This window comes from Curtobacterium sp. MCBD17_035 (assembly GCF_003234815.2).
Taxonomy (GTDB): domain Bacteria; phylum Actinomycetota; class Actinomycetes; order Actinomycetales; family Microbacteriaceae; genus Curtobacterium.
The window spans coordinates 1159430-1183245 of sequence record NZ_CP126279.1; the positions used below are offsets into that span (position 1 = coordinate 1159430).

At 71.7% G+C, this 23816-nt stretch carries 20 protein-coding genes; 8 read left to right on the forward strand and 12 right to left on the reverse strand.

The genetic code is table 11. The features are described 5' to 3' along the window. Positions 1-12 precede the first annotated feature (12 nt). Both DEI93_RS05550 and DEI93_RS05555 read right to left on the reverse strand, forming a co-directional pair. Positions 13-1458: an MFS transporter gene (locus tag DEI93_RS05550; protein ID WP_111119456.1), complete on the reverse strand. Its 1446-nt coding sequence runs from the start codon at positions 1456-1458 to the stop codon at positions 13-15. Next, the gene (locus tag DEI93_RS05555) at positions 1455-1925 is read right to left on the reverse strand and encodes a MarR family winged helix-turn-helix transcriptional regulator (RefSeq protein WP_111036046.1); all 471 of its coding nucleotides are present in this window, start codon (positions 1923-1925) and stop codon (positions 1455-1457) included. The genes DEI93_RS05550 and DEI93_RS05555 overlap by 4 nt, the downstream gene beginning before the upstream one ends. Before the next feature lie 77 nt (positions 1926-2002). Between DEI93_RS05555 and DEI93_RS05560 the strand changes: the two genes are divergently transcribed. Next, positions 2003-2563: a cysteine hydrolase family protein gene (locus tag DEI93_RS05560; protein ID WP_111119455.1), complete on the forward strand. Its 561-nt coding sequence runs from the start codon at positions 2003-2005 to the stop codon at positions 2561-2563. 30 nt (positions 2564-2593) lie between these two features. Here DEI93_RS05560 and DEI93_RS05565 read toward each other — a convergent pair whose 3' ends face one another. The 3 genes from DEI93_RS05565 to DEI93_RS05575 all read right to left on the reverse strand — a co-directional run bounded on the left by DEI93_RS05565 (position 2594) and on the right by DEI93_RS05575 (position 7462). After that, complete coding sequence (locus DEI93_RS05565) at positions 2594-3055, reverse strand: GNAT family N-acetyltransferase (protein ID WP_181435276.1); 462 nt, start codon at positions 3053-3055, stop codon at positions 2594-2596. A 205-nt stretch (positions 3056-3260) separates the two neighbouring features. Continuing rightward, positions 3261-6815, reverse strand: a complete 3555-nt coding sequence (locus DEI93_RS05570) for a DEAD/DEAH box helicase (protein ID WP_181436005.1) — start codon at positions 6813-6815, stop codon at positions 3261-3263. 32 nt (positions 6816-6847) lie between these two features. Further along, the gene (locus DEI93_RS05575) at positions 6848-7462 is read right to left on the reverse strand and encodes a TetR/AcrR family transcriptional regulator (protein ID WP_258372198.1); all 615 of its coding nucleotides are present in this window, start codon (positions 7460-7462) and stop codon (positions 6848-6850) included. 175 nt (positions 7463-7637) lie between these two features. Between DEI93_RS05575 and DEI93_RS05580 the strand changes: the two genes are divergently transcribed. Beyond that, a complete protein-coding gene (locus DEI93_RS05580; protein ID WP_111012708.1) occupies positions 7638-8663 on the forward strand; it encodes an aldo/keto reductase in 1026 nt (341 codons plus the stop codon). Positions 8664-8773: 110 nt separating this feature from the next. On the opposite strand, the gene DEI93_RS05585 is transcribed toward DEI93_RS05580, so the two are convergent. The 7 genes from DEI93_RS05585 to DEI93_RS05615 all read right to left on the reverse strand — a co-directional run bounded on the left by DEI93_RS05585 (position 8774) and on the right by DEI93_RS05615 (position 16872). Beyond that, positions 8774-9676, reverse strand: a complete 903-nt coding sequence (locus tag DEI93_RS05585) for a hypothetical protein (protein WP_111008535.1) — start codon at positions 9674-9676, stop codon at positions 8774-8776. Continuing rightward, complete coding sequence (locus DEI93_RS05590; protein WP_111008536.1) at positions 9673-10383, reverse strand: RNA polymerase sigma factor; 711 nt, start codon at positions 10381-10383, stop codon at positions 9673-9675. The genes DEI93_RS05585 and DEI93_RS05590 overlap by 4 nt, the downstream gene beginning before the upstream one ends. A 120-nt stretch (positions 10384-10503) precedes the next feature. Then, on the reverse strand, positions 10504-11946 hold the full coding sequence (locus tag DEI93_RS05595; RefSeq protein WP_111008537.1) for an amino acid permease: 1443 nt from the start codon (positions 11944-11946) through the stop codon (positions 10504-10506). Between the two features lie 165 nt (positions 11947-12111). Further along, positions 12112-13131 (reverse strand): PHP domain-containing protein, encoded by a 1020-nt coding sequence (locus DEI93_RS05600; RefSeq protein ID WP_111119519.1) that lies wholly within the window; start codon positions 13129-13131, stop codon positions 12112-12114. 181 nt (positions 13132-13312) lie between these two features. Continuing rightward, entirely contained in the window at positions 13313-14593 is a 1281-nt protein-coding gene (locus DEI93_RS05605; protein WP_111119453.1) for a D-tagatose-bisphosphate aldolase, class II, non-catalytic subunit, read from the reverse strand. A gap of 124 nt (positions 14594-14717) precedes the next feature. Beyond that, complete coding sequence (locus DEI93_RS05610) at positions 14718-16016, reverse strand: alpha-glucosidase/alpha-galactosidase (RefSeq protein ID WP_111119452.1); 1299 nt, start codon at positions 16014-16016, stop codon at positions 14718-14720. Positions 16017-16113: 97 nt separating this feature from the next. Beyond that, positions 16114-16872, reverse strand: coding sequence for a DeoR/GlpR family DNA-binding transcription regulator (locus tag DEI93_RS05615; RefSeq protein ID WP_181435114.1), 759 nt, complete (start codon positions 16870-16872; stop codon positions 16114-16116). A gap of 209 nt (positions 16873-17081) precedes the next feature. On the opposite strand from DEI93_RS05615, the gene DEI93_RS05620 reads away from it, so the two are divergent. The 6 genes from DEI93_RS05620 (at position 17082) to DEI93_RS05645 (ending at position 23816) form a co-directional block, all read left to right on the forward strand. Further along, positions 17082-18413: an ABC transporter substrate-binding protein gene (locus tag DEI93_RS05620; RefSeq protein ID WP_111026820.1), complete on the forward strand. Its 1332-nt coding sequence runs from the start codon at positions 17082-17084 to the stop codon at positions 18411-18413. 40 nt (positions 18414-18453) lie between these two features. Continuing rightward, positions 18454-19416: a carbohydrate ABC transporter permease gene (locus DEI93_RS05625; RefSeq protein ID WP_111008543.1), complete on the forward strand. Its 963-nt coding sequence runs from the start codon at positions 18454-18456 to the stop codon at positions 19414-19416. Further along, positions 19416-20249: a carbohydrate ABC transporter permease gene (locus tag DEI93_RS05630; RefSeq protein WP_111008544.1), complete on the forward strand. Its 834-nt coding sequence runs from the start codon at positions 19416-19418 to the stop codon at positions 20247-20249. The genes DEI93_RS05625 and DEI93_RS05630 overlap by 1 nt, the downstream gene beginning before the upstream one ends. Beyond that, positions 20246-21601, forward strand: a complete 1356-nt coding sequence (locus DEI93_RS05635) for a family 4 glycosyl hydrolase (RefSeq protein ID WP_111119451.1) — start codon at positions 20246-20248, stop codon at positions 21599-21601. The genes DEI93_RS05630 and DEI93_RS05635 overlap by 4 nt, the downstream gene beginning before the upstream one ends. A 75-nt stretch (positions 21602-21676) precedes the next feature. Next, positions 21677-22840 (forward strand): SIS domain-containing protein, encoded by a 1164-nt coding sequence (locus DEI93_RS05640; RefSeq protein ID WP_111008546.1) that lies wholly within the window; start codon positions 21677-21679, stop codon positions 22838-22840. A gap of 1 nt (position 22841) precedes the next feature. Continuing rightward, a complete protein-coding gene (locus DEI93_RS05645) occupies positions 22842-23816 on the forward strand; it encodes an N-acetylglucosamine kinase (protein WP_111036058.1) in 975 nt (324 codons plus the stop codon).

Genomic DNA, 23816 nt, shown 5'->3' on the forward strand with positions numbered 1-23816 from the left:
GCGCGGGCGCGGTCAGCTCGCCGGGGCCGGGCGCGAGAGCGCTGCGAGCGAGCGATCGGCGAGCGTCAGCGCCACGAGGACCGCGGCCGCCACGACCATGATCCACGCGAGTTCGTGCAGCCCGGGGGTGGTCGCCCGTGCCCCGAACGCCGCCCCGCCCGACGCCGACGCCACGATCGCGCCGAAGTACGAGAACGTCCGGAGCAAGCCCGCGGACGCGCCGACTCGCTCGGGGTCCGCCTGGTGGTACAGGGCGTTCTGGTTCGCCAGGTTGAGCAGCCCGAGCGGGATCCCGACGAGCGTGGTGAGGGCGAACAGGAGCCACACGGCCGTGCCGGACCCCACGGCGAGGAGCAGGACGCAGCCGACGAGCAACAGGACGCCGCCGACGACGAGCTTCGCCCGCACCTCGGGCCGTCTGCCGGTCAGGGTCGACACGACGATGGCCGCACCGAACAGCGGGAGCAGCACGAGCCCCGCGGCCGATGCCGACAAGCCACGGCCGTCCTCGAGCCACTGCGTGAACCCGTAGAGGAACGCGTAGCTGACGACCTGGGCGACGAGGGCGCGCGCGAACGTCCCGAGCAGCGGGAGGTTGCCGGCGAACACCCGCACGTCGATGAACGGGTCGACGGCGCGGAGCTCGCGCACCGTGAAGGCGACCGCGGCGGCGACGGCGACCACGAGCAGCCAGACGAGTGCCGGCCGCAGGTCCATGAGGAACAGCAGGAGCGCGAGGAGCGTCGCCGCGAAGAGCAGGACACCGGCGACGTCGAACCGCGCACGCGTCCGGGTGGCGTCGAGCGCGGTGTGCCGGGGGAGTGCGACCCAGCCGAGCACCAGACAGGCGACACCGAGCGGGATGTTGACCGCGAACGTCGCCCGCCACCCGCCGACGGCGATGAGGAGTCCGCCGAGCGTCGGCCCGATCACCGCGATGGTCTGCGTCGTCACGGCGAGCGCGGTGAGCACCGCCTGGGGGCTGTCCTGCCCGGTGCGGCGGCCCTCGGCACGGATGAGCGTCATGGCGGCGGGGTACCCCGCGCACGTGCCGAACCCGAGCACGACCCGGGCGGCGACGAGCCACCCGAGCCCGGGGGCCGCGGTGCCGATCACGCCCGCGACGAGGGTGAGCACGGCGCCGACGAGGAACAGCCGCCGCGGCCCGAACGTGTCGACGAGTCGCCCCACCAGGGGCTGCCCGATCGACGTCGCCAGGTACAGCGCGGACACCAGCCAGGCGGTCTCCGACGCGGGTGCGCCGAACGCGGCGGCGATCGGCACGAGGGCGACCGCGATGATCGACGAGTTGATCGGGTTGAGGATCGACCCGAGCATCATCGGCGCGAGCAGGCGCCGGTCGAACCGGTCGGGAGGCGCGGCGCGGCCCCGTCGTCCGGCTCCCGGCGTGGACGGTGCAGTGGTGCGGGGGAGCCGCCCGGTGTCCGACTCGCTCATCGGTCGGTGCGCTCCGTCGGCGCCTCGGCGACCCGGTCGAGCAGCGCCAGGGCCTCGAGCAGTCGACGACGCTCGTCCTCCGTGTACCGCTCGGCCATCACCTCGGTGAGCCACTCCTGCCGCGCGGCGCGGTTGCCCTCGTTCTGCACCGACCCGGCGTCGGTCAGGCCGACGATCTGGCGGCGCCCGTCGGTGGGGTCGGGTGCCCGCTGCACGAGCCCTGCGGCCTCGAGCGCGGTGAGGGTGTTCGCCATCGACTGCGGCCGGACGCCCTCGAGCACGGCGAGAGCCGAGGCGGTGGTCGCCTCGCCCTTGCCGACGCGGGTCAGGACGGACGCCTGCGAGGGAGTGAGGTCGCCCTCGGCCGCGACCTCGCGCAGGCGGCGGAGGAAACGGCCGACGGCCACGCGCACGGCCAGCGAGGTCGCCGCGGGGGATGCGTCGAGTGGGATCGGTTCGTCGGACATGATCTGCAGCCTAGACTGCGCATCAGTACCTGTACAGTCAGGACTGTCGAATTCCACACGACCACCGGAGGCTCGCCATGTCCACACCCGTCCTGCTCGTCATGGACTTCCAGACCAGCATCGTCGACCGGCTCGGCTCGCCCGAGGTCCTGGCGGCCGCCACGCGCGCGGTCGATGCCGCCCGCACGAACGGCGTGCCCGTGGTGTTCGTCCGCGTCGCCTTCCGCGCGGGGTTCCCGGAGATCGCCGCGTCGAACAAGAGCTTCGGCGCGATCCGGCAGCGGGGCGACGCCGCCGGCTTCGACGAGCGCTCGACCGCGATCGACGCCGCGTTCGCGGTCCGCCCCGACGAGGTCGTCGTGACGAAGCGCCGGGTCAGTGCCTTCGCCGGCAGCGACCTCGACGTCGTGCTCCGGGCTGCCGGGGCGACCGAACTCGTCCTCGCGGGCATCGCCACGAGCGGGGTCGTGCTGTCGACCCTCCGGCAGGCCGCGGACCTCGACTACGGGATCACCGTCCTCGCCGACGCATGTGCGGACGCCGATCCCGAGGTCCACCGGGTCCTGACCGAGAAGGTCTACCCCCGACAGGCCGACGTCACGACCGTGGACGCTTGGGTGGCGAACCTCCGCGGATGACGCTGCCGGGCCTCCCGGCCGTCCCGCGGATCAGACCAGGATCTTCGAGACGCAGACCACGTCCGCCACGAGGGTGTGCGCACCGAACGGGGCGATCGGCACGTACCCGCGGCGCAGCAGCGTGTCCGTGATGTCCGCGTCTCCCGGGGTGCCGGCGTGCACGAGGGCGGGGGAGCCGAGTTCGCCCGCGACCTGTTCGAGGCGGCTGAGCAGCGCGCTGCCGACACCTGCGCCCCGGGCGTCCTCGCGGATGAAGAACGACTGGATCTCGAGCACGCCGTCGGCGACCTCGCTGAGGACCCCGTAGCCGAGCGGCTCACCCATGCCGTTGCGGACCGTCAGGTTCGCCGCGACCGACGCCGGGGGCAGCGTCCGTGCCATGCGCGGGGGGAGCCCGGCGCTGAGGAGTGCGACGGCCCGCAGGCGAACGGCGTCCTCGCCGCTGTACGGCTCGTGGTCGATCGTGATCTCGGATGGTGCTGTGGTGCTCATGAGCGTCATTGGTTCCTCGGTTCGGGTTGCACAGGGCGACCGCTCGATCGCCCCACTGCACGTCCGGAGTCGCCACGTCCAGGGCCGGGCGGGAACTCGGATTCGCTAGTCTGTCTAGCAAATCAGGTCACACCGGGGGCACGCTGTGAGTCCTGTCCCCGGTGACCACCCAGTTCGGGGTGTGGTGGATCCAGACGGAACTGTCCTACTCCAGGAGCCCCCGCACGTCCTCAGCCGTCAGCGCTCCCGAGAACGTGTCGTCCTCGTCGATGACCGCGTCGAACAGTTCCCCCTTGCGGGTCGCGAGGGCCAGGACCTTGTCCTCGATGGTGTCCTGCGCGATGAGGCGGTGCACGCTCACGGGGACCCGCTGCCCGATGCGGTGCGCGCGGTCGATCGCCTGGGCCTCCGCCGCGGGGTTCCACCAGGGATCGAGCACGAACACCGTGTCGGCCTCGGTCAGGTTGAGGCCGAACCCGCCCGCCTTGAGGCTGATGAGGAACGCCGACGCACTGCCCTGCTTGAACCGGTCGATCACCGCTGCGCGACCGGTCGTCGACCCGTCGAGGTACTCGTACGCCACGCCGCGCGCGTCGAGCCCGGCCGCGACGAGCCGGAGGAACGAGGTGAACTGACTGAACACGAGGGCACGGCGCCCCTCGGCCTCGAGCTCCGCGAGGTCGTCGAGCAGCAGGTCGAGCTTCGCCGACGGCACGGCCGAGTCCGGGTCGATGAGCGCCGGCGAGAGGGCGAGCATCCGCAGGAGCGTCAGCGAGCGGAACACGATCATCCGGTTCCGGTCCATGTCGTCGAGCAGGTCGAGCACCTTGAGCCGCTCGCGCTGCAGGGTCCGGTCGTAGAGGGCGCGGTGCTCCGGGTCGAGGTCGACGTGCAGCACCTGCTCGACCTTCTCGGGCAGGTCCGCCGCCACGGACTCCTTGGTGCGCCGGAGCATGAGCGGGCGGATCCGCCGCCGCAGCCGACCCATCACATCGGCCCGCTGCTCCGGTGTCAGGTCCGGGGACGCAACCGGCTTGACCACGTCGTCCGTGAACCGCGTCACGCTCGACAGCAGACCGGGCGCGACGACCGAGAAGATCGACCACAGGTCCATGAGCCCGTTCTCGAGCGGCGTCCCGGTGATCGCGAGCTTGAACGGCGCGGGGAGGTCCGCCGCGAGCCGGTTCGCCTGCGACGTCCGGTTCTTGACGAACTGCGCCTCGTCGAGGACCAGCCCGGCCCACTCCTGCTGTCGGTACGCCGCCGCGTCGAGCCGGAACAGCGCGTACGAGGTCACGACGACGTCCGCCTCGGCCGCGGCGTCCCGGAGCATCCGCCGTCGCTTCGCGGTCGTCGCCGTCACGCCGCGCACCACGAGCGACGGGGTGAACCGCGCCGCCTCGGTGACCCAGTTGCCGACGACGCTCGTCGGCGCGACCACGAGGAACGGGCGACGGTCGGGAGCGGCGGCTGACGGGCCTCCCGACCGGTCCGGTGCGGCGTCCCCCGAGCCGGCCCGCGCGCGTTCGCGCTCCCGCACGCCCGCCACGAACGCGAGCGTCTGCAGCGTCTTGCCGAGCCCCATGTCGTCCGCCAGGACCCCGCCGAGCCCGTGCTCGTACAGGAACGTCAGCCACGCCAGGCCCTCGCGTTGGTAGGGGCGGAGCTCGGCGTGCACGGAGTCCGGCACGGACACGGCCGCGATCACCGGGTCGTCGTCGGTGGCGTCCTGGAACCGCAGGAGGCCCTCGACGGTCTCGCGCCACCGGGCGTCCTGCACGGTCTCGTCGGCGAGCTGGTCGAACTCCGACCACAGCGCGGCCTGGTACGGGCTGATGCGGTAGCGGCCGGGCTCCCACTCGTCGAGCTCGGTCGCCTCGTCGATGAGGCGCTTCAGCTCGTCGAACACCGGGTTCTGCAGTGACATGTACGTGTTGTCGATGAGCTTGAGCTTCCGCTCCCGCTTGGCGAGCGCCTCGAGCAGGGGCGTGAACGGGACCGTGCGACCCTCGACGGTCACGAGGAACCCGAGGTCGAACCAGTCGCGGTGCGGGCTCGGCATCGTGGTCAGGGTCAGCTTCGGCTGGTCGGTGAGTTCCCGGTAGTCCGGGCGCTCGCCCACGATGCGGACGCGCAGGTCGTCGCGGGCCTGGAGTGTCGGCAGGGTCGTCGTCGTGAACTCGATGGCGTCGGAGCCGTCGAGCACCTGGTCGCCGTCGTCGGAGTCCCCGTCGTCGGCGTCGCTTCCGTCGACGTCGCCGCCGCGGTCACGGTCACGGACCGGGTCGACGCCGGTCCGGCTCGGCCACCGCACGCCAGGAGGCCCGTCCACTTCCGACAGGTCCGGAACCGGTCCGTGCGCTGCCGGGAGGTCCCGTCGGCCGTCCACGTGCCAACGCCAGCTGAGCAGCACCCGGTCCTCGGGCTCGAACGTCACGGTCAGGACGAACTCCGGCGGCGTGCGGTCCGGGAGCTCGAGCGAGCCGTCGGCGCTCACGAGGTCCACGCTGCCGCGCAGGCGGGGCGAGACGTCGTGCAGGAACTCGTCGACGTCCGCGGGCGGGACGGTGATGCGGTCCCCGGTCGTCAGGAGACGGCGCTGGTCCTCGCGCAGGGGCGTCGGTGTCGGCGCGAGGGTGATGTGCAGCGCGGGGGAGCGACGGAAGGCGTAGACGCCGTGGGTGCCGATCGCGCCCGCGGCCCCCGGCGGGATCGGACGGCCGTCGACCAGGGCGAGTGCGCCGAGCTGCACGCCGTCCGACGTGCGGGACGCATCGAGGACGACCCGGGCCTCCCGGCCGACGACGACGGCACGGGCGTCGGTGTCGGCGGTGGGGTCGGGCGCCGTGCCAGTGCCGGTGCCGGTGCCGGTGCCGGCACTGGCGCTCCGGCCGCGCCCGCGCGCCGCGGCCTTCGCGCCCGCCGCGACGAGCCCGATGCCGAGGCGGTCGGCCTCGTGCAGCAGCGGCCACAACAGCGGACTCGCGAACTCGTCGAGGAACAGCCAGTCGCTCTCGCCCGGCGCGTACGCCGCGTGCGCGGAGCGGTGCAGCGCGGCGAACTGCAGGAACCAGGCGTGCTGGTCGGGGTCCGCGCCGAGGCGGTTGCGCGAGTACGGGAGCGACCCCCAGGTGAGTTGCCCGCGGACCCAGTTGCCCGCTGCGCTGCGCGTGACCGGGCGGACGCCGAGGCGGACACGGCTCCCGACCGACCGAGCGGCGTCGTGAGCCGCCGCTGCGCGAGCGAGTCGCTGCGGCACGAGGTCCCGGAGCTCGAACTGGAGGCCCATCGCGGTCGTCCGTGCGCTCGCCGGCCCGGGGTCGCCGGCGAGCGACCCGAGCGCCGTCCGCCAGTGCTCGGGCGGCGCGGCTACGGCGTCGTCGACCGCCGTCACGGCGAGGCCCGTCGGCTCCACGAGTCCGGTGAGTCCGGCGGCGCCGGTCAGCCCGGGGTCGCGCCGGACCGCGGCGGCCGTGACCTCGAGGAGCGCCGCCGCGACGTGCTTGCAGTCGCCACCGATGGGGCACGTGCAGGTGTTCCGGCCGGGTCGGCTGAACGGACCGCGGGTGGGCGTGAGGTGCACGCTCACCTGGTACGGCTCGGGGCCGGAGCCCTGCACGAGGGCGGCGAGCGTCTCGTCCGCGTCGTCCCAGCGGGTCCCGAGCACGCCGCCGGCACGCACGAGGTCCTTCGCGCGCCCGAACGGACGCGGGCCGACGAGTCGGATGACGTCGACCGCGTCGACGAGCGGGGCGGGCATGTCCCCCATCGTCGCAGGAGCGTCCGACGTCGTCAGTCGCCCGGCTCCGCCCGCAGTCCCGCGAGCAGCAGCCGCACCATGCGTTCGGCACGGCCGGACCGCTCGGTCCCGGGAGGCCCACCCGCGTGACAGAGGTCCGCGACCGCCCCGAGGAACTCGGCGGCGTCGACCTCGTGCACGACGTCCCCGGACGCGGTCGCCGCGGTGAGCAGCCGATCGAGCGTCGGTGCGAGTCGCGTCGAGAAGTACTCGGCGAGCGGTTCGTACGCCGGGTCGCCCGAGTGGAGTGCCGCAGCGAGCCCGCGCTTCGTGGCGACGAACTGGGTGTAGCGCATGATCCAGCGGTCGAGTGCCTCGCCCGGCGGCGAGGTGGCCTCGATCTCCTCCGCAGCCGCCACGCACGCGTCCATCTCCCGCCGGAACACCGCCGAGATGAGGTCCGAGCGGAGCGGGAAGTGCCGGTACAGGGTGCCGACCCCGACGCCCGCGCGTTCGGCGATCGACCGCACCGGCGCGTCCACGCCGGCGTCCGCGAACACCGCCTTCGCGGCTTCGAGGAGGGCATCGACGTTCTGCCGCGCGTCCGAGCGCATCCGTCGGCCGGCCGGGGCGATCGACGCCTCGGTGTCGCTCGTGGGCGCGGGCATGGTGGGGCTCCTCTTGCGGCGGAACAAAGTTCCGCATAAGGTGACAGAATCAAGCGGAACAGGGTTCCGGATAGCCGAATCGCATCGAGCGGTCGTTCCGGAAGGTCGTTCCGATTCATCGATCATACGACCCGCCTCGGCTGACAGGGCGGCGCGGGTCCGGAAGTGGAGCATCATGCAGTACCGCACTCTCGGCCGCACCGGCATCAAGGTCACCCCGTACGCGCTCGGCGCGATGATGCTCGGGAGTCTCGGCAATCCGGACCGGAAGGAGGGCGTCCGGATCATCCACCGGGCCCTCGACGCCGGCATCAACCTCGTCGACACCGCCGACCGCTACGGCGACTCCGAGGAGGTCGTCGGCGAAGCGCTGAAGGGCCGCCGCGACGACGTCGTCCTCGCCACGAAGTTCTGGGGTCCCGTGGACGACGACGTCAACCACCGGGGCGCGTCGCGGCGCTGGATCACCCAGGCGGTCGAGCGATCGCTCCGCCGCCTGCAGACCGACCACATCGACCTGTACCAGCTCCACCGCCCGGACCCCGACACCGACATCGACGAGACGCTGTCGGCGCTCACCGACCTCGTGCGGCAGGGCAAGGTCCGCGCGATCGGGTCGTCCTCGATGCGCGGCTCCGAGATCGTCGAGGCGCAGTGGACGTCCGAGCGCCGCGGGTTCGAGCGGTTCCGCACCGAACAGCCGAACTACTCGATCCTCGACCGTGAGATCGAGCGCGAGATCCTCCCCGTCGCCGAGCGCTACGGCATGGGGACCCTGGTCTACAGCCCGCTCGCCGGTGGCACCCTGACCGGGCGCTACCGGGCGGGTCAGGACAACGACGTGTTCCGCTCGTCGGTCTCCGGGATGCGGCACTTCCGCGACGAACGTCGCCTCGCCACCGTCGAGCAGCTCATCACGCTGGCCCAGGAGGTCGGTGTCCCACTCACCCACCTCGCGATGTCCTTCGTGATCGCGCATCCCGGGGTGACCTCCGCCATCGCCGGACCCCGGACCATGGAGCAGCTCGAGGACACGCTCGCCGGGATCGACGTCGCGCTGTCGGACGAGGTGCTCGACCGGATCGACGCGATCGTCCCGCCCGGCGAGAGCGTCGGGGCGATGGACATGGTCTACCGCGGCCCGGAGGTCGGCGACCCGGCGCTGCGCCGCCGCCCGGCCGCGGAGCGCTCCGCCGCCTGACCGTCCCGTTCTTCCGCGAGATCGCAGTCGTTGCCGGTATCTGCGGCTCCAGAGCGGCAACAACTGCGATCTCGACGAAGGGGGGGTGACCGGGCCGGTGGGAGCGCTGGTCAGCGCAGCGCGGAGAGGGCGTCCGTCGACGCCGAGTGCGTGGCGCCGTCGCTCGTCGTCCAGGTCACGGTCAGGTCTCCGAGGTCCCCGGTGTCCCGGTCCGCCGGCGGCCACCACGCGGTCCACAGGCCGTCCCCGACGGTCGTCGTGATCGTCCGGCCTGAGGCGGTGTGGAGGACGACGCCCGTGACGTCCGGCCCGACCTGGCCGTACGCGCGGCTGATCGCCTGGCCGCCCGATCCGTTCATCTCGGTGCTCTGGACGTTGACCGTCCCGGCGGCGAGCACCGGCAGCGGGGTCGAGCGGTCGTCGATGAGCTCCCACGACACGACATGTCCGGAGCCGACGAGGCACCAGCGCCGCGCGCCGTCGCCCGCGCTCGACACCACCATGGTCAGGACCGAGCCGCGGCGGTCGACGTCCGACACCGAGATCCGTCCGGCCGTCGAGGTCGCGTCGGTGCCCACCGACCTCGTGCACTGCTGCGCGATCGCCTCGATCGACGAGGACGTCGCCGACGGGTGCGAGGGGACCGCCGTCCACGAGGCGATCTCGGCCGTCGACAGGCTCGTCGCGTGTCCCGGCAGCTGGTGGTACAGGTCGCGGGCGATCGGCAGGCCGACCACGGCGCCGCCGAGGAGCAGCGCGCCGCCCGCCACGGTGGCACCGGTCGCCCAGGCGGCCCGTGTGACCGGTCCGCGCCCGGTGCGTGTCGCCGGCATCGGCCGGGAGGCCCGGGACGAGCCCGTCACGCGGACCACCTCCGGCTCGGGGTCGAGTCGGACGATCGCGGCGAGGAGGCGCTCCGCGCGGTCGACCTCGCTCGGGGTCAGGTCGGTGCGGGGCTCGGTGTCGAGGCCGCCGAGCTCGTGCTCGAGTCGTGTTGCGTGCGGTCGTGTCATCGTCGTGCCTTCCGGTCGAGGCGGAGTGCGGTCATCGCGGTGGGGGAGTCCGGGTGGTCGGGGCCCGGATCCGCGTCGGGGGTGGGCCAGCTGGCGAACGGGTGCGGGGCCTCCCGGCCGGTGTCGGGGGTGGGCCAGATGGCGGCGGGCGGCTGGGCCTCCCGGCCGGTGTCGGGGTGCGTGGCGGCGGCCGGTGCCGTCGACGATCCGCGTCGCTCGCCCTCGTCGGAGTCGCGGAGCACCGCTGCCAGGCGGCGTCGGGCGCGACTGGCGCGCATCGAGTAGGCCGCACGGCTGATGCCGAGGACGGCGGCGGCTTGCGCTCCGGTCATGCCCTCCCAGACCTGCAGGGCCAGGGCCTCCTGGTCGAGCTCGTCGAGCGAGCGCCACGCGAGGGCGAGGTCGTGCCGACGTTCGAGCGCCGCGATCGGGTCGTCGCTCGGAACCGCGACCGATGCCTCACCCTGCACCCGGACGGCGAGTCCGGTCCGACGTCCGGCGCTCCGGGCGGCGTTGAGCATGACGTTCCGCGCCGTCCGGTAGAGCCAGGGGAGCGGTGCGACGAGCATCTCGTCCTGCCGGCGCCACGCGGCGACGAAGGTCTCGGACACGACGTCGTCCACGGCCGCCGGGTGCGCTCGTCGACGGACGAACCGCAGCACCGCGGGGTAGTGGAGCCGGTACAGCTCGGTGAATGTGGGGTCCACGGGACTCCTTCGGATCGGTGGTCACCCTGGATGTGTCCGGCACGCCCCAGTGTGCAACCGCTACCGCCCCGTCTGGCCGCCGAGTGTGTACGACGCGCGACGGGGAGGGACGGCGCCCGCCTATCCGGCCGAGGACGGCGGCGCCTCCTGGGTCGCCAGGACCGAGTGCCGCCGTGAGTACCCGAAGTAGACCCCGAGACCGATCGCGAACCACACGCCGAACCGCACCCACGTCTCCCACTGGAGGAACGTCACCAGCCACAGGGACGCCATCACCCCGATCACGGGCACGACGGGCATGAGCGGCAGTCGGAACTGGCGGGGGATCTCTGGACGCCGGTAGCGGAGGACCACCACGGCCGAGCAGACCACGACGAAGGCGAGCAGGATGCCGATGTTCGTCAGCTCCGCGACGGTGCCGATCGGCAGCAGCCCCGCCAGGACCGCCGCCGCCGCGCCCGCGATCCACGTCACGCGCGTCGGGACGTGTCGCTTCGGGTCCGTCTTGGCGAACCACGCGGGCAGCAGGCCGTCGCGGCTCATCGAGAACCACACGCGCGAGACCCCGAGCAGGAACGTCAGGAGCACCGTGACGATGCCGATGATCGCGCCCACGGCGATGACGTCCGCCACGCCCCCGAGCCCGACCGACGCGAACGCGGTCGCGAAGCCCGACGCCGGGTCGATCTCCGTGTACCGCTGCATGCCCGTGAGCACCAGGGTGGCCAGCACGTACAACACCATGGCGATCCCGAGCGACAGCAGGATCGCCTTCGGCATGTGCTTCCGCGCGTCCTTCGACTCCTCCGCCGCGGTGCTCATGGCGTCGTACCCGAACACCGCGAAGAACACGGTCGCCGCCCCGGTCATCACCCCGCCGAAGCCGTGCGGGAAGTACGGATGGTAGTTCGCCGCCCGGATGTGGAAGACGCCGAGCACGACGATGAGCACGACGAGTGCGACCTTGATCCCCACCGCCACGAACTCGAACCGCGCTGCACTCCGAATGCCCCGGGTCAGGACGAACGCCGTGAGCAGACAGAGTGCGATCGCGAACACGTCGACGACGTGGCCGTGCCCCGTTCCCGGGGCGCCGAGCATCCACGCCGGGAGGTCGAGACCCACCTGCCCGAGCAGGAACCCGACGTACCCCGAGATGCCGATCGCGACCACCGCCACGATCGCCGTGTACTCGAGGAGCAGGTCCCAGCCGATGAACCAGGCGACGAGCTCGCCGAGCACCGCGTAGCCGTACGTGTAGGCGCTGCCGGCCTTCGGGATCATCCCCGCGAACTCGGCGTACGACAGCGCTGCCGCCGCGCTCGCGACCCCGGCGACGAGGAACGAGATGAGCACCGCGGGTCCTGCCGTCTGGTGCGCGACCTGGCCCGCGAGGGTGAAGATCCCCGCGCCGATGATGCCGCCGACGCCGATCGCGGTGAGCTGCCAGAGGCCCAGGTGGCGAGCGAGACCGCCGGGCGGGGACCCCGCGCCCGGATCGTCCTCGACCTGGTCGATCGGCTTGCGGCGGAACAGGTCGCGCCGCGCTGACGTCGTCGTCACGCGTTCATCCTGTCACTCTGCTCAGCCGTTGGCGCCCCCGGCCCCGATCCCGCGGCATTCGTGGGTGGTCGGCGGCCGGTGGCCGGTGGCCGGTGGCCGGTGTTCGGTGGCCGGCGGCCCGTGGCCTGTGGCCGGTGGCCCTCGGACGGCGGGGGCGGACGGCCGTCAGGCCTGCGGATGCGCCCAGGCCAGGAGGCGCTCCACCGGCCACGTCGTCACGATGCGGTCGGGCGGCACCCCGTTCTGCGCCGCCCGCTCCGCCCCGAGCCGCAGGAAGTCGAGCTGTCCGGGCGCGTGTGCGTCGGTGTCGATGCTGAACAGACAGCCCACCTCGAGCGCGAGCTGGATGAGGTCGTCCGGCGGGTCCTGTCGCTCGGGTCGGCTGTTGATCTCGACCGCGACGTCGTGCTCCGCGCACGCCTCGAACACCGCACGCGCGTCGAACGTCGACTGCGGGCGCTCGCCGCGGGACCCCTGCACGAGGCGGCCGGTGCAGTGCCCGAGGACGTTCGTGTGCGGATCACGAATGCCGCCGAGCATGCGCTCCGTCATCGTGCGGCGGTCAGCGCGGAGCTTCGAGTGCACGCTCGCGACGACGACGTCGAGCCGGTCGAGCATCGCCGGGGTCTGGTCGAGCGTGCCGTCCTCGAGGATGTCGACCTCGATCCCGCTGAGCACCCGGACGTCGGGGTGGTCCGCCCGGACGTCGTCGAGCACGCCGAGCTGTTCGGTCAGGCGCTCGGCGGTCAGACCGTGTGCGACGGTCAGGTTGGGCGAGTGGTCGGTGAGCGCGATGTACTCGCGCCCCAGGGTCCGCGCCGCCTCGACCATGAGCGCGATGGGCGTGCCGCCGTCCGACCACTCACTGTGGCAGTGCAGGTCGCCGCGCAGGTCGGCCAGGAGGCCCGCCCCGGCTTCGCTCGTCGTCTCGCGTTCCCGGTCGCGCAGGGCCTGCAGGTAGTCGGGCACGCGGCCCTCGAGCGCCTGGCCGATCACCTCGAGGCTGCGGGAACCGACCCCCTTGGTGCGGGCGAGTGCGCCGGAGCGGAGCCGGGCCTCCAGATCGTCGTCGGACCGACCGGCGATCGCGGCGGCCGCCGTGCGGAACGCCTGCACCTTGAACGACGGAGCGAGGTCCCGTTCGAGCCAGAAGGCGATCTCCTGCAGGGCGTCGACGGGGTGCACGCCGTCCATCCTGCTCGTCCGCGCGTCCCGGCGTCCCGGGCGTCCGGCGTCCCGCTCGCCGGGTGGCCGGCACCCGACCGTTCCGACGAGATCGCAGTCGTCGTCGTTCCGACGCCGGTCAGAACGGCAACGACTGCGATCTCGCGGAAGGGGGAGCGGGGGAGCGGCCGGCGGTCAGCGGTCAGCCGACGCTGTGCCCGCAGGCCGCCGCGTAGTCGCGGAGGACCTCTCGCACGGCGTCGACCGCGAGGGCCTCGGGCTCCGGCGCCAGCACGCCCTGCCGCACCCGCGTGAACTGCTTCGGCAGGAACTGCCCGATCAGCGGCTCGGGGATCCCGGACGCGGTCAGGTTGGTGAACAACCGGTCGACGCGCTCCTCGACCTCGGGCGAGGCCCAGTAGTAGCGGATGCGGTCGCTGTAGCTGTACCGGCGGGCGATGCGCTGCTCCTCGGCGTCGCCCTCGTAGTAGTGCTCCCAGTACCCGGGATCGGCGACCATCCGCTCGTCCATGAACGCGACGAGGTCGGAGCGCTCGCCGGCGGGCACGAGTTCGTCCTCGATCGCGGCGAGGGCGAACAGGGCCTCGCGCAGGGCGAACGTCAGCCCCGGCCCGACCTTGAGCACGGCCCAGTGGTCCTCGACGAGCTCGGTCAGGTGGCCGCGGGTCTGGTAGTCGGTGCTGTGCGCCTCGAACACCATGTCGGGCTCGTCGTCGAGGACCCGCTGCAGCTGCTGCGTGGCCGTCCGGTCGTAGTCGATCACCTTGAGGTGGTCGAACTCGACGCCGGGCTGCACGACGAGTGCGACGACCCGCGGCCACACCGCGTCGAGGCCGCGGTCGCGCAGGGCGCCCCGGTGGGCGTCGAGGGTCTCGCGTGCGGCCCCGGGACTCGTCGGCTGGAGCGCGCCGAGGGTCTCGTGCGCGCCTCCCGGCACGGGCACCTCGGTGCCGATCACGTACACGGGCGGTTCGCCGTCGGCCGGCCGGGCGGCCTCGGCGATCGCGATGAGCCGGGCCGCGCGTTCGGCGACGACGGCGTCGGGCAGGGGCGTGGGGTCGCCGTCGAGCCGCATGCTGCAGTCGATGTGGAGTTTGGCGTACCCGGCGGCGGCGTACGCGGCGACGAGGTCGTCGGCCTTCGGCATCGCCTGATCCGGCGTCTCACGCTGCCACCGGTTCGGCCCGAGGTGGTCCCCGCCGAGCACCAGGCGGTCGCGGGGGAAGGACTCCTCGTCGGCGAAGCCGAGCACCTGGTCGCGGAACTGCTCCGGCGTGAGCCCCGTGTACCCGCCGAACTGGTCGACCTGGTTCGAGGTCGCCTCGATGAGCAGGACGGAGCCGTCCTCGAGGGCCTGCCGCATCGACGCCCGCAGCACGAGGGGGTGCGCGGAGCAGACGGAGGTGATCCCGACGGTGTCGCCGCCGCGGTGCCGACGGACGATGGCTTCGACCTGGTTCATGTCGTGGGGTTCCTTCCAGCGCGGTGAGCGCGATCCGTGGTCGACGACGGGACGTCGACCGGGAACGGGTGCATCGGGACCAGCATGGCGGTTCCCGACGCACCCGATGGTGGTGCGGCGGCGATCAGTGGAGACGCAGCGCCTGTGGGATCCGGTCGCCGTGCGCCTCGAGCAGCTCGTCGCACATCGCGTGGATGTCGTCCAGGCTCAGTGACGCGGCGGCGTTCGGGTCGAGCATCGCGGCGTGGTACACGTGGTCGCGGTCGCCCTCGAGGACGGCCTTGACCGTGAGTTCGACGACGTTGAGGAACGTCCGGTTGAGCGCGACGAGCTGCGCGGGCAGTGCGCCCACGGACTGCGGGTGCAGGCCGTCGGCGTCGACCGTCGCGGGGACCTCGATCGCGCACTCGTCGGGGAGGTTCGCGATCTTGCCGTTGTTCACGACGTTGACGTACAGGTCCGTCGGCTGACCGGTCACCTGCGCGCGGATGTACTCCGACGCCATCTCCGAGGTGGGCTCGAGCGTGAGTTCCCCGCCGCCCTCGAGGATGTGCTTCGTCTCGTCGAGCTCGTCGAGGTTCTCCTCGGAGCGGCGCAGGTACTCGCCGACCGGGATGCGGAACCGATCGATCGCGGCGTCGTCGTGCATGAGCCACGGCACGTACTCGGCCGAGTGCTCGCTCGACTCGGTGGGGAAGTACCCGAACCGGCGGAAGATCTCGACGCGCACGCGGCGCTGCAGCTCCGGGTCGGCCTCGACGACCTCGCGGAGGCGCGGGTACAGGTCCTCGCCGTCGCGGCTGAACCGGAGGACGAACGCCTGGTGGTTGAAGCCGGCGGTGACGTACTCGATCTCGTCCTGCGGAACGCCGACGAGCTCGGCGAGCTGGCGGTGGGTGTCGCGCACGGAGTGGCACAGGCCGACGACGCGCTGGAAGGGCGTGCTCGCCGCGACGGCCCACGGCAGCATCGCCATCGGGTTGCTGTAGTTGAGGAGCGTGGAGTCGGGCGCGACCTCGGCGAGGTCGTTCCCGATGCCCTGGAGCACGGGGATGGTACGGAGGCCGCGGAAGATGCCGCCGACGCCGATCGTGTCGCCGATCGTCTGACGCAGCCCGTACTTGGCGGGGATGTCGAAGTCGAGGCGGGTCGCCGCGTACCCGCCGACCTGGATCTCGTTGATGACGAAGTCGGCACCCTCGAGCGCGGCGCGTCGGTCGATGTCGGAGCTGATGCGCGCGCCGGCTCCGGCCAGGTCGGACACCCGGCCGGCCAGGGCCTCGGCGTACCCGAGCCGCTCGGCGTCGATGTCGTGGAGCGACAGCTCGAGCTGTCCCTGGAGCTCCGGGTAGGTGCACAGATCGGTGACGACGTTGCGGGTGAACTCGACGCTCCCGGCGCCGATGAAGGCTACTTTGACCACGCGCTCACCCTGGCACGTGCTGCGCGTTGTGTGCAATGAATGCGCAAGAACTGCGACGCGAACTGCGCGAAGCGGCGGCGGGCGCCATGGGTCGGGATCAGGCCCGGATGACGCGGCAGCCCTGGCGCTCGATCGCCTCGACGGCGCTGTCCGGAGCGCGCAGGTCGGTCACGAGGACGTCGACGGCTTCCATCGGGCACACTCCGGCCAGCGCGGTCCGGCCGATCTTCGTCGCGTCCGCGAGGACGACCGTCGCCCGTGACCGCTGACTCATCCTGGCGTTCACACGGGCACCCACCGGGTCGTAGTTCGTGCAGCCGGCGGCCGCGTCGACACCGTCCACACCGACGAAGGAGACGTCGATGTGGTAATCGGCGAGGAACGACTCCGCGCTCGGTCCGACGGTCTCCTGACTGCTGGCGCGCACCTCGCCACCCGCTGCGAACACCCGGATCCCGCTGTTGCCCACCAGGCTCGAGGCGACGTTGAGTGCGTTCGTCACGACGGTGAGCCCCGGGCGGCTGCCGAGGTGCTGCGCGAACTCCCAGACGGTGGTCCCACCCGTGAGCCCGATCACCCGCGCGCTGTCGAGGAACCGCAGCGCCGCGAGCGCGATGCGCTGCTTCTCTGCGGCGTCCTGCGAGGTCTTGTACCCGAGCGGGAGGTCGTTGAAGGCGACGTGACGCGTCGCGCCCCCACGCGTGCGGCTGACGAGCTGCTGCTGCTCGAGGACCTCGAGGTCCCGCCGGATGGTGGCTTCCGAGACGTCGAACCGGGCTGCGAGGGACGGGACGTCCATCTCGGCGTGCTCGACGATGGCCGACACGATCTGATTGAGCCTCTGCTTACGCTGCACATGCTCACAGTAGCCACTGCGCATGCGCAAGCCAAGAGTACGTGCAGTACGAGCAAGAAAATGCGCGAAAGGGGCCGCTGGTGTGTGAATTCGGTCCTCGTGTTGGCACCCGCGTGCAGATCGTGCAATCGTTCCACCACACCTGCGCACGGTGCGCAGCGAGGAGGGACAGGCGCGACGATGCGTCCCTGTCTCAGAAGGGTCATGAGATGCCATTCACGCGAAAGAGCCTCAAGGGCACCGCGCTCCTGGCGGGTGCGCTGGGGCTGTCACTGCTCGCCAGCGGTTGCTCCGGGAGCTCCTCGTCCGGCGGCTCCGACCAGACCAAGGGCGTCACGATCACCGTGGCGTGGCTGAACCCGCCGCCTCCGCAGGCCGCACTCGACCAGTTCACGAAGAGCACGGGGATCCACGTCAAGTGGACCACCACCGACTGGGACAGCCTCCAGACCAAGATCTCGGCGGCGGCGACCTCGCACACCTACTTCGCCGATGCCACCGACGTCGACTGGTCGCGGGTCGGCCAGCTCGGCCAGCTCGGGTGGTTCTACCCCATGTCGCAGTACCTCGACGTCAAGAGCATGCGGCCGGACATGCCCCAGATGAGCTCGTTCACCTCGAAGGGCACGGTCTATGGCATCCCGTTCGACTCGTCCTACATGGTCACCACGGTGAACAAGGCCGAGTTCGCCAAGGCCGGGATCACGACCATGCCCACGACGATGAGCGAGTACACCAAGGACCTCCGGCAGATCAAGGCGAAGGGCGTCACGGACACCCCGCTGAACATCCCGTTCGCCGCCGCCGAGGGTCTGTCGACGCACTGGTACCAGCTGACGAACGCGTTCGGCGGGTCCGTCCTCGACAAGCAGGGGCGGCCCCAGTTCGCGTCGCCGAGCTCGCCCGGGTACAAGGCGGCCGAGTGGATGGTCGATGCGCTGAAGGACGGCCTCGTCCCTGCCGGCAACATCAACGTCAACGATTCGCAGGGCATGCAGAACTTGATGGCCAAGGGCATCACCGCCGCGACCACATCGGACTACTCGGGCAACGTCGGCAGCCTCTACGACGTCCCCGCGTCCTCCTCGGTGGTGGGCCAGGTCGAGTACATCCCGACCCCCGGCGTCCACGGCCCGGTGGCGAACCTCGGCAACCCGGACGGCATCGGCATCCCGAAGCAGGCGAAGTACCCGAAGGCGGCCGCCGAGTTCATCAAGTGGATGACGTCTTCGAAGAACCAGGCGGCGTTCGCGGGTGCCGACGGGCCCTCCAAGGTGCTCCCGAACTACCCGACGCCCTCGCGCCTCAGCGCCATGAAGGCCCTGACGACGTCCGGCCACCTGGCACAGGGCCAGGAGCTGACCACGCTCCTCGAGGGCTCGAAGGCCGTCTTCCCGGCCGGCGCACCGTCCTGGTACCCGCAGTTCTCCCGGGCCGTGAACACGAACCTGCACGCTGCGGCCGTGGGCAACGAGTCCGTCAGCGCCGCCATCAAGGCGATCGTGAAGACCACGAACTCGCTCGCGAAGGGGAACTCGTGACCCTGGTCCTGCCCTGCACCGCGACGGAGGTGACGACCCCGTGAGTGCCGGTACGAGCACCACGTCCCGTGCGACTCGGATCGCGCGGAGGAACGGCCGCGCGAACGCTCCTCGGCCGACACCGGGCCGCGGGCGGCGACGGTTCGACCTCCTGCCCTACGCACTGGTCACGCCCCTGGCGCTGTTCATCGTCGTCCTGGCCCTCGTCCCAGCGGCGATCACGCTGGTCGAGGCGTTCTTCAAGGCCCAACCGCTCGACCCGCCGAACTCCTTCGTCGGGCTCGGCAACTTCGTGAAGCTGTTCCAGGACGACACGATCGTCTCGAGCATGGTGAACACGGCCTACTACGTCGTCATCGGTGTCGTGGTCTCGACCGTGCTGGGGATCGTCATGGCGGTCACCCTGCAGAAGCCGTTCGTCGGACGGTCCGTGCTCATCGCGGTCCTCATCCTGCCGTGGGCGCTGCCGGGCGTGGTCGAGGGCATCGTCTGGTCGGGCATCTGGGACAGCAACACCGGTCTGCTCAACAGCGTGCTGTCGTCGCTCCACCTGATCGACCACTACCAGGTGTTCCTCGGCCAGAACCGATTCGTCACCATCCTGGTGATCGAGATCGTCCAGGTGTGGCAGATGACCCCGCTGTCCACACTGCTCGTGCTGGCGGCCTTGCAGAACATCCCCGGCGAGCTGTACGAAGCGGCGTCGATCGACGGTGCGACGGGCTGGAAGTCGTTCCTCCAGGTGACGCTGCCGCTCGCTCGTCCGGGCATCGCGATCGCGATGGTGCAGGCCATCATCGCGACGCTCAACGTGTTCGACCAGCCGTACGTGTTGAACGGCGCTGCCTCGACCGGAGCCTCGGTGACCGAGCAGACCTACTTCGTCAGCTTCCAGAACCTGGACTTCGGCGAGGGGTACGCGCTGTCGCTCCTCATCACCATCGCAACGGTCGTGGTCTCCCTCGCCGTCGTGCGACTCGTCTACAAGCCGGTGGAGTTCTGATGCACCGTCGTTCCGTCGCGCGCCCCCTGGGCGTCGCGTTCATCGTCCTCTGGACGCTCGTCCCGCTGTACTGGGTGCTCAACACGAGCCTCCAGACGGATCAGCAGATCAGCGCGAAGCCGGCCAACTACATCCCGCCGACGCCGACGTTCGCCAACTACGCGACCCTGCTGGGAGGCAGTGGGGACGTGGCCTCGTCGGTCCGGCAGTCGACGCTCAACATCTTCGTCGAGTGCGGCGGGGCGACGATCGTCACCGTCGTGCTCGCGACGATCGCGGCGTACGCGTTCGCCCGGATGACGTTCCGTGGTCGGAACGTGCTGTTCTACGCGGTCCTCGCGACGATGGCCTTCCCCGCCTACGCGACGCTCATCCCGCTCTACGAGATGCTCAGCACCGCCGGGCTCGTGAACACGTACACCGGCATCGTGCTCGTGTACGTGTCGGGGTTCCTGCCGCTCGCCACGTGGATCCTCTACAACTACATGTCGAGCCTGCCCCTGGCGCTCGAGGAGGCCGGGTCGATGGACGGCGCCAGTCGGCTCGGCGTGCTCTGGCACATCGTGCTGCCGCTCGCCCGCCCGGGCATCGTCTCGACGGCGATCATCACGTTCCTGTCCGCCTGGGCGCAGTTCCTGTTCCCGCTCGTGCTGTCGAGCGACATCTCGACCCAACCGCTCACGGTCGTGATCGCCGCGCTGCAGGGGCGGCACACGGTGCCGTACTCCCTGATGAGCGCGGCGGGCGTCCTCGCGGTCGTCGTCCCGGCCGCCATCGCGGTCGTGCTCAACCGGTACATCGTCAGCGGCCTCCTCACGGGGAGCGTCAAGTGAATCGAGGCGGGGCGTTCGTCCTCATCGGTGCGGGCAGCACGGTGTTCACTCCGGGCCTCCTGACCGATCTCGCCCGCGCGGCGGCGTTCGACGACATCACGGTCCGCCTGGTCGACGTCGCTCCCGAGGCGGCGGAGACCATGGCGGCCGTGGGACGCCGGATCGCCGCGCAGTACGGATCGCACATGCGCGTCGAGGCGGTGCACGACCGACGTGAGGCCCTGCGCGGCGCGCAGTTCGTCACGACGACCATCGCCGTCGGGTCGGCCGCCGGATGGCGGCGTGACCTCGAGGTACCGGAACGGTTCGGGATCCGGCAGACGGTCGGCGACAGCGTCGGACCGGGCGGCGTCCTCCGCGCGCTCCGACACGTCCCGGAGATCGTCGCGATCGGCCGCGACATCGCCGACGTCGCTCCAGACGCCATCCTGTTCAACTACAGCAATCCCCTCACCGCGAACGTCCGGGCCGTCACCCGCGAGACGGGCATCCGTGCCGTCGGGCTCTGTCACGGCACGATGCACACCAAGAGCGCGCTCGCCCGGGCGCTCGAGGTCCCCGAGCAGGAGATCACAACGACGTTCGGCGGGCTGAACCACCTGTCCTGGCTGATGGACATCCGGACGGCGGACCAGGACCTGTACCCGCGCCTCCGCGAGCTCGTCGAAGCGCAGGCCGGTGGCGCCGATGCTCCCTCCGACTGGAGCGAGGGCCCGCACGCGCCGGTGTCGGCGGACCTCATGCGGACGTTCGGGCTGTACCCGGCGCCCGGCGACCGGCACGTGGCGGAGTTCTTCGCCGACCACCTCGGTCCGGCCGGCGCGGGGGAGCTCCCGTGGGGCCTCCAGGCCGGCCTCGACGCGACACGCGAGTACATCGGCGAGAAGTCGCGACTCTGGGACGAGCTGCGCGAGCTCGCGGACGGTGACCGGCCGGTGCCGCCGCCGTCCGACCAGGAGGCGGAACGACTCGTCGCCATGGCGACGGCGATCCGCACGGGCCGGACCCACGTCGAGCTCGCGGTCAACCTCCCGAACCACGGTCTCATCGGGAACCTCCCCGAGACCGCGGTCGTCGAGGTGCCGGCCGCCGTCGGTGCCGACGGCGTGCGCGGCGTGTCCGTCGGGGACCTCCCCGCCGGCATCGCCGCGGTGCTCACCGCCCGGGCGCTCCAGCAGGAGCTCGTCGTCGACGCAGCACTGCGCGGTGATCGCACGCTCGCGATCCAGGCGCTCGTGCTCGACCCGCTCGTGCCCGACCGGGCGACGGCCACCGCGATCCTCGACGCCGCGGTCGCCGAGGACCCGACCACCCTCCGTGCCGGCACCGAGCACGGTCTCGCCACCGTCTGAGCGCGACCACCTCGACCACGTCACCGGGTCGGCCCCGAGGGGTCGCCCCTCAGCCTCACCATCAGGAGAACCACCATGACCGAGACCAACCCCGACATCGATGTCGACCTCGCGGCCGCAGGGGCGACCGCGACCTTCCGGGAGATCAGACAGCAGCCCGACGTGTGGCTCGAGGCGGCATCGATCGTGCAGGGGCGCCGCGCCGACCTCGACGCGTTCCTCGCACCGCTCCTCGCGCACGACGACCTGCGCATCGTCTTCACCGGTGCCGGGACCTCGGCGTTCGCCGGCGGCGTCGTGGCCCCGACGGTGGCCCGCGCCACCGGTCGACGCGTCGAGAGCATCGCGACGACCGACATCGTGTCGAACCCCCGGCACTACCTCGCCGAGGACGTCCCCACGTTGCTGGTGTCGTTCGCCCGGTCCGGGAACAGTCCCGAGAGCGTGGCGGCGACGCGGCTGACCGACCAGGTCCTCGGCGATGCCTCCCACCTCGTCATCACCTGCAACGCCGGCGGTGCGCTCGCACAGGAGCACCAGGAACGGCCCGACTCGTTCGTGCTGCTCATGCCGCAGCGTTCGGACGACGCCGGCTTCGCGATGACGTCGAGCTTCACGTCGATGATGCTCAGCGCGCTGCTGGCCTTCCTCGGCGACGCCCCCGAGACGGTCGCGGCGCTGTCCAGCGCGGCGGACCAGGTGATCGGGGAGGACTGGGACTCGATCAAGGGGCTCGCGCAGGACGGCCTCCGGCGACTCGTGTACCTCGGCAGTGGTCCGCTCGCCGCACTGGCGCAGGAGTCCGCGCTCAAGACCCTCGAGCTGACCGCCGGCGGCGTCGTGAGCTACCACGACTCGTCGCTCGGGTTCCGGCACGGGCCCAAGGCCGTCCTCGACGCCGAGACGCTCGTGGTGGTCTACATCTCGAACGACCCGTACACGCGGTCCTACGACCTCGACATCGTGGCGGAGCTGCGTACCGCGATCGGCGCCTCCCGGGTGCTGTCGGTCGCGACCGACGGCGTCGGCGAGGGAGCGATCGTGCTCGAGGGCCTGCGCGGCACGGACGACGGGTACCTCGCGATCGCGTACATCCTGGTCGCGCAGATCCTCGCGCTCTCGTTCGCGCTCCGGGTCGGGACGACGCCGGACAACCCGTTCCCCGGCGGCGACGTGAACCGGGTCGTGCAGGGTGTGCACATCCACGAGCTCGAGGACTCCGCCGGGGACGGTCGCTGACGTGGCGGTCTTCCTGGGCGTCGACGGCGGGGGCACGAAGACCGCCTTCGTCCTGCTCGACGACGACGGACGGGAACTCGGGGCCGTCGAGGGTGCGAGCGCCTACCACCTCGAGCACGGGCTGCCGCACGTGCGGCAGGTGCTCGTCGAGGGCGTCGCCGCGGTGACGGCGGCGGCGGGGACCACCGCCGATGCCATCACCTACGCGTTCATCGCGATCCCCACCTACGGCGAGGCCAGTCACGAGGTGGCCGTCCTCGACGAGCTCCCTGCGCAGGCGCTCGGACACGACCGGTACCGGTGCGGCAACGACATGATCGCGGGTTGGGCCGGCTCCCTCGCCGACGCCGACGGGATCAACGTCGTCGCCGGGACGGGCAGCCTCACCTACGGCGAACGGGCCGGGGCGTCGTCACGTGTCGGCGGCTGGGGGGAGCTGTTCGGCGACGAGGGGTCCGGGTACTGGATCGGTCTGGAGGCGCTCTTCGCGTTCGCCCGCATGAGTGACGGACGGCTGCCGCGTACCTCGCTGCACGACCGTGTCCGTGACGCGGTCGGGGTCGAGACGGACCTGGACATGATCGACGTGGTGCTCACCCGGTGGGGGCGGAGCCGCGGCCGGATCGCGTCGCTGTCCCGCCTCGTCGTCGAGGCGGCGCAGGACGACGACGCCGCCGCGACGCGGATCGTCGAGCGCGCGGTCGACCACCTGGTGGAACTCGTCGAGGCGACGAAGCGCAACCTCGGGTTCGGCGCGGACGAGCCGGTACCCGTGTCGTACTCGGGCGGCGTCTTCAGGGCCGAACTCGTCCGGACCGGGTTCGAGCGCGCCCTCCGCGCTCGGTCGGACCGGTACGACGTGCGGAGCCCGCGGTTCCCCTCGGACATCGGCGCCGCCCTCCACGCGGCCAAGCTCGCCGGACAGCCGCTCGGCGAGGCCGCACTGGCACGCCTGTCCGCCGGTCGGACGGTCTGA

Excerpts from the sequence above, each read along its gene's own strand:
- DEI93_RS05550 (WP_111119456.1), bottom strand. The coding sequence starts at position 1,458 with ATGAGCGAGTCGGACACCGGGCGGCTCCCCCGCACCACTGCACCGTCC.
- DEI93_RS05555 (WP_111036046.1), bottom strand. The coding sequence starts at position 1,925 with ATGTCCGACGAACCGATCCCACTCGACGCATCCCCCGCGGCGACCTCG.
- DEI93_RS05560 (WP_111119455.1), top strand. The coding sequence starts at position 2,003 with ATGTCCACACCCGTCCTGCTCGTCATGGACTTCCAGACCAGCATCGTC.
- DEI93_RS05565 (WP_181435276.1), bottom strand. The coding sequence starts at position 3,055 with ATGAGCACCACAGCACCATCCGAGATCACGATCGACCACGAGCCGTAC.
- DEI93_RS05570 (WP_181436005.1), bottom strand. The coding sequence starts at position 6,815 with ATGCCCGCCCCGCTCGTCGACGCGGTCGACGTCATCCGACTCGTCGGC.
- DEI93_RS05575 (WP_258372198.1), bottom strand. The coding sequence starts at position 7,462 with ATGCCCGCGCCCACGAGCGACACCGAGGCGTCGATCGCCCCGGCCGGC.
- DEI93_RS05580 (WP_111012708.1), top strand. The coding sequence starts at position 7,638 with ATGCAGTACCGCACTCTCGGCCGCACCGGCATCAAGGTCACCCCGTAC.
- DEI93_RS05585 (WP_111008535.1), bottom strand. The coding sequence starts at position 9,676 with ATGACACGACCGCACGCAACACGACTCGAGCACGAGCTCGGCGGCCTC.
- DEI93_RS05605 (WP_111119453.1), bottom strand. The coding sequence starts at position 14,593 with ATGAACCAGGTCGAAGCCATCGTCCGTCGGCACCGCGGCGGCGACACC.
- DEI93_RS05620 (WP_111026820.1), top strand. The coding sequence starts at position 17,082 with ATGCCATTCACGCGAAAGAGCCTCAAGGGCACCGCGCTCCTGGCGGGT.
- DEI93_RS05630 (WP_111008544.1), top strand. The coding sequence starts at position 19,416 with ATGCACCGTCGTTCCGTCGCGCGCCCCCTGGGCGTCGCGTTCATCGTC.
- DEI93_RS05640 (WP_111008546.1), top strand. The coding sequence starts at position 21,677 with ATGACCGAGACCAACCCCGACATCGATGTCGACCTCGCGGCCGCAGGG.